General features: G+C 47.2%; 15 protein-coding genes. 1 reads left to right on the top strand and 14 read right to left on the bottom strand.

All coding sequences use genetic code 11. From position 1 onward, the window contains the following. Positions 1-281: 281 nt before the first annotated feature. Both CVV44_13285 and CVV44_13280 read right to left on the bottom strand, forming a co-directional pair. The gene (locus CVV44_13285; GenBank protein PKL38135.1) at positions 282-1,595 is read right to left on the bottom strand and encodes a histone deacetylase; all 1,314 of its coding nucleotides are present in this window, start codon (positions 1,593-1,595) and stop codon (positions 282-284) included. A 2-nt stretch (positions 1,596-1,597) separates the two neighbouring features. Beyond that, positions 1,598-3,259 (bottom strand): hydantoinase, encoded by a 1,662-nt coding sequence (locus CVV44_13280; GenBank protein PKL38134.1) that lies wholly within the window; start codon positions 3,257-3,259, stop codon positions 1,598-1,600. Positions 3,260-3,401: 142 nt separating this feature from the next. Here CVV44_13280 and manA point away from each other — a divergent pair, with 142 nt between their 5' ends. Beyond that, the gene (gene manA, locus CVV44_13275) at positions 3,402-4,592 is read left to right on the top strand and encodes a mannose-6-phosphate isomerase, class I (protein PKL38133.1); all 1,191 of its coding nucleotides are present in this window, start codon (positions 3,402-3,404) and stop codon (positions 4,590-4,592) included. 2 nt (positions 4,593-4,594) lie between these two features. Here the strand turns inward: manA and CVV44_13270 are convergent, their stop codons facing one another. The 12 genes from CVV44_13270 to mreC form a co-directional block, all read right to left on the bottom strand. After that, positions 4,595-5,281 carry a hypothetical protein gene (locus CVV44_13270; GenBank protein PKL38132.1) on the bottom strand — a complete coding sequence of 229 codons (687 nt, stop codon included), beginning with the start codon at positions 5,279-5,281 and terminating at the stop codon, positions 4,595-4,597. A gap of 7 nt (positions 5,282-5,288) precedes the next feature. Further along, a complete protein-coding gene (gene amrS, locus CVV44_13265) occupies positions 5,289-6,290 on the bottom strand; it encodes an AmmeMemoRadiSam system radical SAM enzyme (GenBank protein ID PKL38131.1) in 1,002 nt (333 codons plus the stop codon). An 8-nt stretch (positions 6,291-6,298) separates the two neighbouring features. Beyond that, positions 6,299-6,712, bottom strand: coding sequence for a cell division protein (locus CVV44_13260; GenBank protein PKL38130.1), 414 nt, complete (start codon positions 6,710-6,712; stop codon positions 6,299-6,301). 48 nt (positions 6,713-6,760) lie between these two features. Next, positions 6,761-6,982: a hypothetical protein gene (locus CVV44_13255; GenBank protein PKL38129.1), complete on the bottom strand. Its 222-nt coding sequence runs from the start codon at positions 6,980-6,982 to the stop codon at positions 6,761-6,763. 69 nt (positions 6,983-7,051) lie between these two features. Beyond that, positions 7,052-8,026 (bottom strand): hypothetical protein, encoded by a 975-nt coding sequence (locus tag CVV44_13250; protein ID PKL38128.1) that lies wholly within the window; start codon positions 8,024-8,026, stop codon positions 7,052-7,054. Positions 8,027-8,035: 9 nt separating this feature from the next. Next, the gene (locus CVV44_13245; protein PKL38127.1) at positions 8,036-8,368 is read right to left on the bottom strand and encodes an anti-sigma factor antagonist; all 333 of its coding nucleotides are present in this window, start codon (positions 8,366-8,368) and stop codon (positions 8,036-8,038) included. 100 nt (positions 8,369-8,468) lie between these two features. Further along, entirely contained in the window at positions 8,469-9,179 is a 711-nt protein-coding gene (locus CVV44_13240; protein PKL38126.1) for a hypothetical protein, read from the bottom strand. Continuing rightward, complete coding sequence (queC, locus tag CVV44_13235; GenBank protein ID PKL38125.1) at positions 9,176-9,871, bottom strand: 7-cyano-7-deazaguanine synthase QueC; 696 nt, start codon at positions 9,869-9,871, stop codon at positions 9,176-9,178. Before queC ends, CVV44_13240 begins: the two co-directional genes overlap by 4 nt. 122 nt (positions 9,872-9,993) lie before the next feature. Continuing rightward, complete coding sequence (locus CVV44_13230; GenBank protein ID PKL38124.1) at positions 9,994-11,310, bottom strand: rod shape-determining protein RodA; 1,317 nt, start codon at positions 11,308-11,310, stop codon at positions 9,994-9,996. Continuing rightward, positions 11,307-13,136 carry a penicillin-binding protein 2 gene (mrdA, locus tag CVV44_13225; GenBank protein ID PKL38123.1) on the bottom strand — a complete coding sequence of 610 codons (1,830 nt, stop codon included), beginning with the start codon at positions 13,134-13,136 and terminating at the stop codon, positions 11,307-11,309. Before mrdA ends, CVV44_13230 begins: the two co-directional genes overlap by 4 nt. After that, positions 13,137-13,640: a rod shape-determining protein MreD gene (mreD, locus tag CVV44_13220; protein PKL38122.1), complete on the bottom strand. Its 504-nt coding sequence runs from the start codon at positions 13,638-13,640 to the stop codon at positions 13,137-13,139. Next, positions 13,637-14,500, bottom strand: coding sequence for a rod shape-determining protein MreC (gene mreC / locus CVV44_13215; GenBank protein PKL38121.1), 864 nt, complete (start codon positions 14,498-14,500; stop codon positions 13,637-13,639). Before mreC ends, mreD begins: the two co-directional genes overlap by 4 nt. Positions 14,501-14,505 lie beyond the last annotated feature (5 nt).

Genomic DNA, 14,505 nt, shown 5'->3' with positions numbered 1-14,505 from the left:
ATTCTCAACCGCAATAGAGTGTGGCATGGACGCCACACTCCTGGTGAGCCGGTCACGATGACCGTTGCGAACCGCCAGAATCGATTACGGAAAAATCATTGTATGTGTTCGTTCAACACCAGTGAAGATTTCGATAACGAGGATATTTATGGCAGTAAAGATAAGCCCCAGCGGCACTTGAGCTGCCAAGCCGCTCTGGCGTTTGAAGAGCGCCGGGGAGGTCGAGGGGGGGGCGGCGAAGCTCCCTCCTCGTTCTTCCAGTCCCGGGAATCAGGGACACCTCAGGCGAAACGCTTATACTCCCTATCCACCCTATTAATAAACTGAATAGTCTTATATTTCTTTGCCTTGCGTGCGCTCTCCAGGAGGCGGTATCCCTCATCCCTGCAGCGCTGACAGGCATGTACAGGTATCTCGATGCCCAGACTCAGGGGGTTTACACTGGAAGCGGACTCGAGCCGGATAACACCGGAACAGTCGCTGCAGATCATGACCGATTCCACCTGAGTTTCCTGTATCCCGTCTGTGTCATAAAAGATGTTCTTTCTCCTTCTGGAGAACTCACCTTCAGGAGGCAGGCTCCGGTCATTAACGGGATTGAAGTAGGCTTCCAGAACCGAATCGGTGAGTTTTTTTATATACCGGGTGGTTTCCTTGTCCTGCTGTATGGCCTCGCGGTTAAAATCGGGCTCGCGGACATGGGAATAATCCACACCGGCCATGGCCAGGACAATGCCCAGGTTCACGTAGGGCAGAGCTCCCTGGATCGAATATCCCCCTTCAAGCACGGCAATATGGGGACTGAGCTTTTCGTTCAGGATAGCGTAGCCCTGGGCCGAGAAATTCATATTGGTGATTGGATCGGTATAATGATTATCCTGACCTGCTGAATTTATGATTATTTCCGGTTTAAAATCGGCGAGAATGGGCAGCACCATGTTGTCAATGGTATACAGAAAACCGTCATCAGAGGTATGGGGCGGCAGCGGAATATTGATTGTCCTGCCCCGCGCATTGGGGCCGCCGTTCTCTTCGATATGGCCGGAGCCCGGGTACAGTGTCCTCCCGTCCTGGTGGAGAGATATAAAAAGAACATCCCGGTCATGCCAGTAAATATCCTGGGTCCCGTCGCCGTGATGACAGTCCGTATCGACGATGGCGATTCTTTTGGTGCCGTAATGTTCACGGATATACTCAAGCATGATCGCTTCATTGTTGATATTGCAGAAGCCCCGGTTCCCATGGACCGATTTCATTGCATGGTGTCCCGGAGGTCTCACCAGGGCGAAGGCCCTGTCCACTTCACCATCCATGACGAGCCGCGCCGCACGGATTGCCCCGCCAGCCGAGATCATATGCGATTCAGTGGTTACTGAATCCACATCGGGAAAACAGAAGTGGGTTCTCATGACATCGGCCTCCAGGGCCAGGTCGGGTTTATATTCCACGATTCCCTCGATGTCAAAAACACCCTCTTCACGCAGCTGATCCTGTGTATAAAGAAGGCGTTCCTCCCTCTCTGGATGGGATGCGGAAATGGCCCAGTCAAAGGCAGGGAAAAATATCAGTCCCATTCTGTTTTTCGCTTTCAGCATATCTACCTTCCCAGAAAATGGGTTACACCCGGTTTAATCTGGCATTTCACACGTATGTCCTTGCCGGAGCTGAAATAGCCGCTCACCATCTTGAAGGATGAGGATTCTATAATCTCCACATCCTCCTCCTTCATCCGGGGGTCCATCTGTTTTGCATACTCCCAGAGATAATTTTTCGCGTCCAATTCAGCGTCCTCAAGCCCGTAGCGGTGGGATACTTTCCTGCGAATATCCAGGTTGGGTATTATCAGGTCCCCCTTGCCCGTATCGACAAAAAGTTCAATATCCATGGTGGTCTTCGCCAGAGCGGCGCCTATGGCATTCGCCACATCATAGTTATCCGGTATGACCACATCCATGCCGAACTTCTTTTTAAAGAGGTCGACAAATCCCTGGACCGGCCCTCCCATGGCATAGATCTTTACCGGTTTAATGATCACGCCTTCAATCATTTCATGAATAGTATATACCGGCTTGTCATTCAGTTCAGCTATGAAACGGTCCACGGCATTCTTTATGGCGTCTACGGCATAACCAATGGCCGCAGCGGCCAGATCATCGGCAGTCATGCCGTTTTCCTCCGCCAGCGTCCCCAGGCCCTGAAGAGAACTATCCCTGTTTTTGAAGCTGATAATGCCCCTGGTATTAAAAGCATCCACCAGCGTGGGCCAGCTCCCGCCTTCTGCCATGGACGGGCCCCGGCGTTCCGGACCCACGGTCACTTCTCCATCTTTTACAAGAATCGCGGAATCACCGCCAATACCGATGGACCTGGTTTCCAGGGACCTGACCAGCGTGGGACGGGAATCGAAGGATATTCCCTGTCTCTCTATAAGCGGAACGCCCTGCACAAAGATGGCGATATCCGTTGTGGTTCCCCCGATATCAAGCACGATGGCATCATCCCTGATTCTGCACAGGGCAAGAATTCCCAGGATACTGGCAGCGGGACCCGACAGGATGGTTTCCACGGGAACGTTGCGGGAAAAATTGAGCGGCATTGTGCCACCGTCAGCCTTGAGTATATTAATCTTTGCATCGATGCCCAGTTCCTTCATACTGGAATCAATGGCGTCGGCAAAACCGTTGTATACTCTCCAGACAGCGGAGTTATAATAGGCCGTGGTGATCCTTCGGGGAAAGCTGAGCTGGCCGGAAAGTTTATGGCCCATGGTGATAAAATCCGTCATCTCTGAAAGGGCCTGGCTAATATTGTTTTCGCTGTCGGGATTTCTCGTGGAAAATTTGGTCACGGCGGCAAAGACCTTAATCCCCTGCTTCTGAAATTTTTTTATTATTTTTTCCAGTTCCTTCCGGTCCAGTTCCTTGACAATGGACCCGCGGTGATCAATGGAACCTTCTACAATGTGGCAGTTTTCATCAATGGCAAAATTACGAGGATCGATCCCCGGGCCGGAAGATATTATCATTCCTACTTTTTCGAGAACTCCCTCCACAATTGCATTGGTGGAAAGGGTCGTGCTGAGATTCACCCTGTCGATTTTCTGTAAATCAAAACCCGTCAGGACCCCTTTTATAGCTGCATTGATGGAGCTTAAAAGATTATAGTGATCCGTCACTGCCTTAAAAGTGGACAAAACCCGGTTATCATCTATAATTACCGCATCGGTATGGGTTCCTCCCACATCCAGCCCTAGAATCATTGAAATATCCTGCCTATGGAAATTAAGGTAATCGATTATAGGAATTGCGACAATGAATTGTCAAGGAAGATATATTAATTGTCTTGACATACCCGTCCTTTTTACCGCTCTTTTTTCCAGACAGTGAGAGAAATGAAAACTGATGCTATATCATGAGATCCATCGCCTGGCAAACACTATCCAGACATACTCCTGGGGCTCGCCTTCTTTCATAGCGGAACTTTTGCATATTGACAACATGTCCCGGGAGCCGCATGCAGAACTCTGGATGGGCACCCACCCACGGGGACCTTCGCAGGTTATAATGGAAGGAGGACCGGTTCCCCTCCCATCCCTTATAGCAGAATATCCGCATGAAATTCTGGGCCGGCGCGTAACCGCAAATTTCGGCAACGCCCTCCCTTTCCTTTTTAAGATTCTTGGCGTCGAAAGACCCCTATCCATCCAGGTCCATCCCGATAAACAACAGGCCGCGGCGGGTTTCAGCCGGGAAAACAATAAAGGCGTTCCCCCGGACTCGCCGGAAAGAAATTATCATGACGACAATCACAAACCGGAATTGATCTACGCACTAACGCCCTTTACAGCCCTGTGCGGGTTCCGGGCACCCCGCGTTATCGCCGATTACCTCGACAATATCGCTCCGCACACTTTGCGGGAGGAAACGACCATTCTCCGTTCCGGGGGATTAAAAACATTCTACAGCAGGCTCATGACCCTGGCCCCGGAGAGAAAAAAAGAAATCATCGATGAAACTGCTCTCAATGCCGCCAAACTCTCACGAGAGGACGGGGCATGCGCCTGGATCTGCCGTCTCAGCAAAGAGTATCCCGATGATGCGGGCATTCTCTCTCCGGTGATCCTGAACCTCGTGGAACTCAAGCCGGGACAGGCCATGTATCTGCCGGCAGGCCGCCTTCACGCCTATATTCACGGCTTGGGCATTGAACTCATGGCCAACTCGGACAATGTCATCCGGGGAGGACTAACGGGAAAAAACATTGATGTAGCTGAACTGCTTTCTATTGTAACATTCAGTGATACGCCCGTGGAGATTATGGAAGGAGCAGCAGACGGCAATGAAAAAGTATTCAGAACCGGCGCCGCGGAGTTTCAACTGTCGGAAATAAATACTTCAATATATCAGTCCTATCAAAGCGCTGAAATTAGAAATGTGGAAATACTGCTCTTTGTTGAAGGAACGGTGACGCTCGAATCCTCATCAACGGAACTTACCGCCTCGCCGGGAGACGTCTTTCTTATCCCGGCTTTAGCTCCGCCATACCGGATTACCGGTAACTGCCGAGTATTCAAGGCTGCCGTCCCACTGTAAATTCATGACCTCGTATAATTTTTCAGTATTCCCTCATTGAGAGGAATCTTCAGTTGGGCTACCGTACGGGAAGACCCTGCTTTTATGCTGAAGCCATTTTCCGGTATCCGCAGTGACTTCAACATCATTGTAACCAGGACAAGCCCAATTCCCGCTCCCTCGCGGTGAGGGTCATCGGCGATCTTCAGAAAATATTCTGAAATATCCTCGCACCGTCCGGCGTCCTGAAGTTTTTCCCGGACCTTTTTCTTTTCCAGTTCAGTCATGGGAACAGGATTCGCCACGGTTATGTTCAGGCTTCCATCGGAATAGTTAAAAAGCACATGAGCCTTGATATCATTCCTTTTCGCCAGCGACTCCAGATACCGGGCTTCCTCCCTGCTCATTTCCAGCTTGAAAACCTGCAGCGCCTTCTCATATCCTATGAGCTCATCAACCTCGCTCTTTGATTCATATCCCTCAAAAAAAATGAATTTAAAATTCGCCTTGATGGCGTTCATGAGCAGTTCCTTGATGCAGGTATACAGGGGCGCCAGCAGGGGGCCACAATCATTTTTTTTCAGGTAGAGAGACAGTATTTCCTTGAGCCTGTTTTCAACACCCTCATTAATGCCATAGGCAACAATAAGGATATTCTTGTTATCATCCACGGCTTTTCCGAGATCAATGCTGACAGAGGCTGTGTTCATATTACTATCAGCTGACAATTCCCGTGTCGAAGCCGCAATTCCGGCATTTCCCGCGATCAAGCGAGACTATTCTGGTAAAATAGCCGCTCCGTTTAACAAGAACCGTACCGCACGATGGGCAGGTTGTATCACTCCCTCCCAGGTGAGGGGATATATTTCCACAATACACATATTTAAGGGTTTTCGAGGCCTCCTTATGCACCTGGAGTAAAAAATCCACATCCGTTGGTGGAGCATCATATTGATACGACGGATAATAACGCGAGATGTGCCAGGGGATCATAACATCGATAGAGGCAATAAATTCAATTATATGCTTCATCTCATCCATATCGTCATTGACACCGGTCACAATGAGAGTGGTCAACTCGATATGACACTCCCGTTCATGGGATATTTTAATGGTATTAAGCACATCATCAAGATTTCCCTTTTGTATTTTTTTATACGTTTCAGGCCTGAAGGCCTTGAGGTCTATATTCATGGCATCGATGAACCTGAGCAGATCCGTGAGGGGCTTTTCATTTATAAAACCATTGGTCACCATGACATTTTTCAGACCTTTTATGCGGGCTTTTTCCGCCATCTCCAGAACGTATTCAATCCATATTGCCGGTTCTGAATAGGTATAGGCAATGCCTGTTGATTTTTTTTTAAGTGCCAGTTCAATTATTTCGTCGGGTTCGTGATAGACGGCATGGGCTGTGACATCCTGCGATATGTGCCAGTTCTGGCAGTAAGGGCATTTAAAATTGCAGCCTTTGGTTCCGATAGATAGTATTTCCGTGCCGGGATAGAAATGATAGAGCGGCTTTTTTTCCATGGGGTCCATGGAAATGGCCGTAACCTGGCCGTAGATCTCCGAATAGAGAAGACCCTGTTTATTAATACGGACCCCGCAAATACCGGTTTTTTTTTCAGGAATGACACAATTGTGCGGACATAGATGGCAGGCGACGCGAAGGGCATCGAGCTTTTCGTAATAATATGCCTCTTTCCCCTGTGCCATGGCAGGTATCAGGTTTTCTCAGGTTTCACCGCTTCTTTTTTTTGTTTTTTCTCATCGGCTTTTATCATTTCACATTTGCCTTCAAAGACGACACCATCGGCGATCTTCAACTGCGATGTACGGATATTGCCGAACAATCGTCCCGATGTGTGAATTTCCAGCTTGTTTTCCGCTTCGATATTGCCGAAAACGGTTCCCATGAGAATAACCGTTTTCGCCCTGATATTCGCTCTCACCTCGGCACCTTCACCGATAACGAGAAATCCTCCCGATGAAATCTCCCCGTCGAACTTCCCGTTAATCTGCAGTGATTTTTTAAATGTGAGGTCTCCGGAAAATTCCGTATCCCTGGCAAAAACCGTCGATATCATGCCGATATCATATACGGGATTTTTGCTGACCTGAATTACTTTTTTTGTCATGCCTGATCGTCCCTGGATATTAAGTGAAATAAGTAGCTGTATATGTCGTTACTTTGTCGTCATGGTAAAAACCCCGTCCCAGTCCTTGGGTGGTGGAGTCACTTTGTAATCATTGGCCCTCTTCAGATACACTCCCGACGGGCCGTCATGGGGATCAACCTTCAGGGCCATTTCAAAAGCCTTAATCGCGTCATCCCATTTGCGCTGTTTATATGCCGTTAAACCCAGATTGTAATATTTTAAAACCTCTTCTTTTTCCTTTGTAATCATGGACCCCTTCCCCCTTTCAACAATGGTTATAATGCAACACAAACAACAGTTGCAACCAAGATACCACGTTTAATATTCACGTTCAATAATAAAATTTGCCATTTCAATGAGTATTTTTTTATTCTCCGTATCTGGAAATGCACTTAATAGGGACAGAGCATCATCAATATATTTCCGGGCAATATTGAATGAATAATCAATACCACCCTCATCAATAATTTTTTTCCTGATAATCGCCCAGCTCTTTTCGTCGGCAATTTTCGCCATGGACCGCAATTCATTCCGCTCCTTTTCTTCAGCTTTGCCCAGAATATAAATAAAAGGAAGTGTTATCTTTCCATCATAAAAATCATTGCCACTGTCCTTTCCCGTCGTTGCATCCTGCTGCACAACATCGAGGGTGTCATCTATTATCTGAAAAGCCATCCCGAGATTGAATCCGAATTTCCCCACCTTCTCGCTCTGTTCAGCCGAAAGACCTCCTTTCCGTGCACCCAGCTTGGTACAGGTTTCCATGAAACAGGCTGTTTTAAGTTCGATTATTTTATAATAATGCTCTTCAGTAATGGAATCGATGTTGGAATACTGCAGCTGATAGAGTTCACCCTTGACCATGTCACGGGTGCCGTATACCATGGTGGGGAAAAGAGCACCGTCACCGTCATCAACGGCAATGCTGAGTGCCACGGTATACATGTAATCGCCGGCAAGAACAGCGGCCTTGCTTCCATATTTTTTTGATACGGTAAGGTCACCGCGCCGCAAAAGGGCCTGGTCAATGATATCATCGTGTATTAACGTGGCTGCGTGAACTATTTCCGCTGAAGCGGCCAGTTCAGTTATCCCTTCGGGCTGTCCGCCCAGAAGTCCGCTGCTGAGCAGAACCAGGGAAGCCCGGATCTTTTTCCCGCCCCGGGAAAAAAGATGGAGAGCGCTTTCATCAAGGAGGGTTATTCCCGTTGTCAGCTGCTTTTTAATATTTTCATCAACCTTTTTCAGCTGCTCTTCAATAGGTTGAAGTATGACTTTCAGTTCTTTCTTCATTCTTCCGCATCAATCGAAGGTGCTCAGACATTCCCGCCGTGAATCATAGATTTCGAATACCTTGTCGAGCATGGTTGTCTGAAACAGTCTAAGGAGGTTATCATTTACAATTACCAGCTTAATATCACCTTCATTGTCCTTAATTTTTCTTTTTATGGCAACAAGCGCACCCAACGCCGAACTGCATATATGTTTAACATTTATCATATCAATACAGATATTGGCCCTGTCATCGTCGAGACATTCCTGCAGGATGCCCTCCAGCTCTTCCGAACCTTCCTGGTCTATGCGGCCTTCAAGTGTTATTATTTCAACGCTGTCATGAGATTCTCTTTTCATCATGCCTCTCCACAAGTATCATGAAATTGATATACAGGAACAATATCCGGCAGCTTTTTATACACAGAGTCATTTAAGCTTAGTAATTATTGAACAAGTCACTTTATTTTTCAAGCTTTTTTATACCTGCCCTGGCAAGAGTAAGACAAAAAACAGCCTTTGCACCGGCATCTCTGATGATCCTGGAGCATTCATTTAAAGTTGCACCGGTCGTAAAGACATCGTCTACCAATAAAATTGTCTTGTTTGTAACATCCATTGTATCCTTTACGAAATATCTGTCCAGCACATTAAAAAAACGATTGTAATAGCCCTGCTCACGCTGGGTTTTTGAATCCTTTTTTTCCCGCATGATGTCCCTGTAGGGAATCGATGAATTTTTTGCCACATGTTGTGCCACCAGTTTCGACTGGTTATATCCTCTTTTCCACTCCTTAACCGGGTTCATGGGAACCGATGTCACCATATCGGCCTTCCCTCCCCATGACTCCCATGCCTTTAAGGCCTCCCCTCCCAGCAAACGGGAGAGACGTTTTTTGCCGCTGAACTTAAAATGATGAAGTATTTCCTTCGCCACGCCCGTATACTCCATTATGGCGATATTCTTTTTAAAAAATATTTCCCGGTTGCCGCACATGAGACATACGCCATCCATAACAAAACCAGAGCAGACAGGACAGGCATTATGAACAAACTCAATTTTTTCACGGCATAAAACACAGAGATGCCGGTCACTGGAGGAAACAGGGATTCCACAGTTAAGGCACCACGAAGGGAATAGAATATTGATTATGGCTTCATGAGCGGAAATCATGATTTCTTCCGGTATATCGTGGGATCAGGAACACCGGCTTCAGCAAATCCCCTGCTGCGGATGATACAACTGTCGCACTCACCGCACGATGTTCCGTCATCCCCGGGGTCATAACAACTGTGAGTCATGGAATAATCAACACCAAGTTCAACCCCCTTCCTGATGATTTCCGCCTTGGTCCATTCGAGAAGGGGCGTTTCGATGATAAAGCCCCGGCCTTCTACACCGGCCCTGGTTCCCGCATCAGCCATGACCTGGAATGCTCTGAAAAATTCCGGCCGGCAATCGGGATAGCCGCTGTAATCAACGGCATTGGCCCCGATAAAAATATGGCGCGCCCCCGACGATTCCGCATAGGCGAGGGCAAAGGAAAGAAAAATGATGTTTCGTGCCGGCACATAGGTGGATGGTATGACATCTGCATCATGCAGCCTGTTTTTTGGTACATCAATGCCGGAGTTTTTCACAAGAGCCGTACTGAAAACTTTCGATGGGATATCAATGATGACGTGGGATTCGGTCCTGAAAAACCCGGCCAGTTTTCCGGCAGATCGTAGCTCCACATCATGTCTCTGCCCGTAGTTGAAGGTCAATGCGTGCAGTGAGAAGCCACGCTGGACTGCTATGGCTGCAACCGTGGCCGAGTCGAGCCCGCCGCTTAAGAGAACTACCGCCTTTTCGTGCGAGGTCATAGATGCATTTCCTCCATATCAACTGTGCCACGTAGATATCATCCCTTCTCTTTGCTGCTGCAAAAAGAGGGGCATCGCCGTTACACTTATTTTAATGTTTAGTGATTGGCACGACCATACAATTAATATACGAACTTCCGCATCCGTATATTAATTAAAATTCCAACGGCAAGCATAGCCATGAGCAGATTCGATCCTCCATAGGAAACGAAGCTGAGAGGGAGGCCCGTTACGGGCATAATTCCGATTACCATGCCGATATTGATGAAAAAATGAAAGAAAAATATGGAAGTAATCCCGCTGGCCAGCATGGCTCCATATTTATCCTTCGACTCCAGGGCGATCTGAATACCCCTGAAAATGATCAGTGCCAGAAGTCCAAGGAGCAGTACGGCTCCGAAAAAGCCCCATTCTTCGGCAAACACGGAAAAAATAAAATCCGATGTCTTTTCCGGGAGGAAACCAAGCTGCGACTGTGTCCCGTTGAGAAAACCCTTTCCGAAAAAACCTCCCGAACCGATGGCGATTTTTGACTGGATTATATTATAGCCTGATCCATGAGGGTCCAGATCGGGATTGAGAAAAACGAGAATACGTTTTTTCTGGTACTCCTTGAACAGGTTCTGAATAACCACCGATGAGAAAAGCCCCATGGAAAGCACCGTCCCGAAGATATATACTCTCCTCAATATATTTTTCACATAAAAACGGTGCACGATGAACACAACAATGGCTATGATGAGGAAAAGGCCGGCAACCAGGAAAATCTTATGGACATCCTTAAAAAAATCCAGAAGAAAACTGCCTCCTTCGGCGCCAACCCATTCGCGGTAGGTGAGTATCATGGGCACCAGCAGTGCTATGGCCGCAATGGCTATGATGGATAGAAGGTGTGAGACGTCGGCACCTCCAACGAAAAGCATGGTAAAAAGAATGGGAATAAATATGACGGCAGTACCGAAATCGGGCTGCTTCAAAACGATAATGACGGGCACCATCGTGAGCAAAGAAGGAATCAGCAATTCACGGAAGTGCCTGATTTCACGTTCACGGATTTCGAGGTACTTCCCCAGGACAATGACAAGCGCTAGTTTCATGAACTCGGAAGGCTGTATGGAAAAAAATCCGAAATTGATCCAGGCCCTGGTGTTCCGTATGGGTGTGCCGAAAATAGTTGTCAATATCAGGATAAAAAGAAGCACGCCGTAGATGTGAAGGGCGTAATCCCCTATCTGCTGGTAGCTTACAAAAGTAATACCGATCATCAATATAAATCCTATGATAAACCACAGCAGCTGCTTCCGGTAGAGTCCGTTGTTCATCTTTTCAATCGGATCGAAGCCTCCGCTGTATATCATGAGGCATCCCATCATGACGACAATGGTCACCACAGCTACCAGCAAAAAATCTATCTTGTAATTGCCGTCTCTTCCTGTCATTGAAAGTATCCTGTTTCATAGAGCTTGGCGAAAATTCTCTCCGCAACCGGAACAGCCCCAACCGCCCCGGCAATACCATATTCAATAATGACTACCACCGCAATAGATTGTTCCGGTGTTCCGTTAAAAGGGCCATACCCCACAAACCAGGCATGCTGGGAAAATTTTTCCATCCGCTTTGATCTTGTCTGTGCTGTACCTGTTTTTCCCGCCACGGGGACCTTGAGATGCCTGAGGCCTCCCGATGTCCCGCTCATTACACTTAGGCGCATACCCTGCTTGACGGTATTGAGTGAAACGGGCGACAGGGGTATTTCCCTGACCTTCTCCCTTCCCACGACTTTTATTACCGTGTTGTTATCGGGTGACCTGATTTCCCTGATCATGTGCGGTTTGTACACCAGACCATTATTTACGATTCCCGCTATAAAATTAGCCATACCGACCGGCGTGAGGTGCAGAAAGCCCTGGCCAATGGAGAGATTGATTGTATCACCGTCAAACCAGGGCTGGCCGAAGGTTCTGAGTTTCCATTTTTTCGACGGAATAAATCCCTCCACTTCACCGGGCAGGTCAATTCCGCTTAATTGATCAAGGCCGAAATATTCCGCATACTTTAGTATATTCGTAGGGCCTATTTTATATCCCAGTTGGTAAAAATAAACACTGCATGATTTGGCAATGGCCCATTGGAGGTCAAGAGTTCCATGCGTTTCATAACAGAAAAAATCCTTGTCCTGGTAGCCCTGCAGCGTGTACTTACCACTGCAATAATAGCTCGTTGAGGGAGTTATCTTTTCCGTTTCCAGGGCGGCTATAGTAGTAACAAGCTTAAAGGTCGATGCCGGTGGGTATTTTGACTGGATACTCCTGTTCAGAAAGGGTCTGAGCTTATCGGCATTGAGATCCTTTACGAATTGAGTATTGTCCTTTGAAATGATAAGATTAGGATCAAAGTCGGGTTTGCTGACCATGGCAATAACTTCACCCGTAGCGGGCTTGATTACGATTGCAGCACCCAGCTGGCCGTCCATGGCCTCGAAGGTCGTTTTCTGGATATTAAAATCGATGGTTAGAACAATATTATTCCCCGACACGGGCCGCAGGCCCACTTCCTCTGCCTCAGTCCTGTTGCGGACATCAACAATTCTTCTTACATATCCGTCCTGACCCCGCAGAGTTGCATCATACTGCTTCTCTATTCCCGATTTCCCTATCTTCTGATAATGCCGGTATCCCTGCCCCTTTAACTGGTGATACTCATCCCTGCTGATACTGCCGATATATCCGACGACATGGGAAAACATATTTCCATAATTGTAAACGCGGACCGGTGCGTCCTCCCAATCAATATTTGGAAACCTGTCGGGGTGCGATGCAATTTTTACGATGGTATCGAAACCAATATCCTCAACAAGCACTATCCTCTCCCAGGGATTCCTGTTTTTTATTTCCTCAATGAAACTCTCAAAAGGAACCTTTGCCAGTGTTGAGACATTTTTCAGCACCCGGTTTAAATCGTCTTTTTCATTGAACTTGGAAGGGATTGTCGTGAGATTAAAAGACGGCCGGTTGGAAACAATGACCATGTTATTGCTGTCAATCTTGTAATTTCTGTCATAGAGCTCTCCCCGTGACGCAGGTATGGGGATATTATTCTCCATGTTTATTTTTGACTTCAGGCTGTATTCATCCCCATGGATGAGCTGCAGGTTTATAATTTGTATGATAAGGATAAGGAACAGGACGGAAACTATCGAAATATAAAAAAACATCCTTACCCTAAAGGCCTCAAGCATTTTGGCCTTTAACGATGTATGCCCCATTTACAGGTTCCCCTCCCTTTCAAGCTCTTTTGCGTAAATTTTATCGAGCAGGAGGAACATCAATGGCGCGACCAGGGCATTATAGAATGCCTCGGGGATGATGATATGAAGAACAGAAGACAGTGAAGCATGGTGGAAGATATAGCTGAGAAAAAGCATGATAACACCTTTCAGAAGAGAAGCCAGAAAAAGCAGCAGCGTGACCGTCACAATATTGCTTTTAAAAACGGCCCGGCCGAACATCCCAACGATAAAGGCTACCACGACCTTGGGAAACGTAAGCAGACCCAGGGGTGAATTGGAGATGGCATCGTGCAGCAAGCCGCCGGCAAAACCGCTCACCTCACCAAAAAAAGAACCAAAACTGTAAGACAGGTATACAACAATGATAAAGACCAGGTCGGGCTTGACTCCGGCTATGCGGATAGCATCGAAGGAAGAATGTCCCTGGATTATAAGAGAAACCACGATAAGGGCACCGGTGACCAAATAAGTGAATATCATTCCAGCTCCTCAAGAATCTTCAGTATTTCATTATCGGGCTCTTTTTTAACTATAAATACTTCTTCTACAAGATCATAATCAATAACAGGCTTTATGATGGCTCTCTGGTAAGCACTGGATTCCAGCACCTCACCTTTTATTACCGTTCCCACAATAAGGCCCGAGGGGAAAACCCCTCCCTGCCCTGACGTGATGATCACATCACCGTACTTAATGACTGCGGCACGGGACACATAATCAACGACACAGAGATTGGAACTGCTGGTAAGTCCCGAAAGGAGTCCCGGAAAACGGCTTTCCTGGATCATGACCCCCAGTTTCATATCCGGTGATATTATGGGAACAATACGCGAAATGCTGTGACGAACCTCGATAATTTTCCCCACAACGGCCTTTTCATCATTCCTGAATGCAATGACGGGCATGTTGATCTTGATGCCGTCACGGGATCCCCTGTTGATAATAAGAGTGCGAAACCAGTTATCGGGGTCCTTTGAGATTATAGACGCCGGTATTGTTTCATAGGGAATACGTTCTTTAAGCCCCATGAGAGACCTGAGACGCTCGTTTTCCCTCTTTATTTCCGAGAGTTCCTCGGTCATTGATTCATAGCGCTGCAACTTTTCCCGCGTTTTCTGGAGCTGGTTGCGGACGTCATTCAACTCGGTAAATCCAGCCCATATCCGGTGCACGCCGCCCTGAATACTGTCATATCCTTTCTGGAAGGGCATAATTAAAGCGCTCCCGATGCCCTCCAGTGTTAGAGTAAACGTGCTGGACTGAACCGAGAGCGATATTATGCAGAACAGAGTAAAACTGACAAAGGCAACAATGGTTTTATTTCTGATGAAGAATTCCACAAAAC

The sequence above is a fragment of the Spirochaetae bacterium HGW-Spirochaetae-1 genome, from assembly GCA_002839375.1.
In the GTDB taxonomy this organism is placed as follows: Bacteria; Spirochaetota; UBA4802; order UBA4802; family UBA5550; genus PGXY01.
The sequence above is the reverse complement of the archived record's forward strand: the minus strand, read 5'-3'. Positions and strand labels throughout refer to the sequence as shown.

What these genes read in the sequence shown, in the direction of transcription:
- CVV44_13240 (PKL38126.1), bottom strand. Translation starts at nt 9,179, where the DNA reads ATGATTTCCGCTCATGAAGCCATAATCAATATTCTATTCCCTTCGTGG.
- mrdA (PKL38123.1), bottom strand. Translation starts at nt 13,136, where the DNA reads ATGGGGCATACATCGTTAAAGGCCAAAATGCTTGAGGCCTTTAGGGTA.
- CVV44_13230 (PKL38124.1), bottom strand. Translation starts at nt 11,310, where the DNA reads ATGACAGGAAGAGACGGCAATTACAAGATAGATTTTTTGCTGGTAGCT.
- amrS (PKL38131.1), bottom strand. Translation starts at nt 6,290, where the DNA reads ATGGCACAGGGGAAAGAGGCATATTATTACGAAAAGCTCGATGCCCTT.
- CVV44_13285 (PKL38135.1), bottom strand. Translation starts at nt 1,595, where the DNA reads ATGCTGAAAGCGAAAAACAGAATGGGACTGATATTTTTCCCTGCCTTT.
- mreD (PKL38122.1), bottom strand. Translation starts at nt 13,640, where the DNA reads ATGATATTCACTTATTTGGTCACCGGTGCCCTTATCGTGGTTTCTCTT.
- CVV44_13245 (PKL38127.1), bottom strand. Translation starts at nt 8,368, where the DNA reads ATGATGAAAAGAGAATCTCATGACAGCGTTGAAATAATAACACTTGAA.
- CVV44_13250 (PKL38128.1), bottom strand. Translation starts at nt 8,026, where the DNA reads ATGAAGAAAGAACTGAAAGTCATACTTCAACCTATTGAAGAGCAGCTG.
- manA (PKL38133.1), top strand. Translation starts at nt 3,402, where the DNA reads ATGCTATATCATGAGATCCATCGCCTGGCAAACACTATCCAGACATAC.
- CVV44_13280 (PKL38134.1), bottom strand. Translation starts at nt 3,259, where the DNA reads ATGATTCTAGGGCTGGATGTGGGAGGAACCCATACCGATGCGGTAATT.
- queC (PKL38125.1), bottom strand. Translation starts at nt 9,871, where the DNA reads ATGACCTCGCACGAAAAGGCGGTAGTTCTCTTAAGCGGCGGGCTCGAC.
- CVV44_13260 (PKL38130.1), bottom strand. Translation starts at nt 6,712, where the DNA reads ATGACAAAAAAAGTAATTCAGGTCAGCAAAAATCCCGTATATGATATC.
- CVV44_13255 (PKL38129.1), bottom strand. Translation starts at nt 6,982, where the DNA reads ATGATTACAAAGGAAAAAGAAGAGGTTTTAAAATATTACAATCTGGGT.
- CVV44_13270 (PKL38132.1), bottom strand. Translation starts at nt 5,281, where the DNA reads ATGAACACAGCCTCTGTCAGCATTGATCTCGGAAAAGCCGTGGATGAT.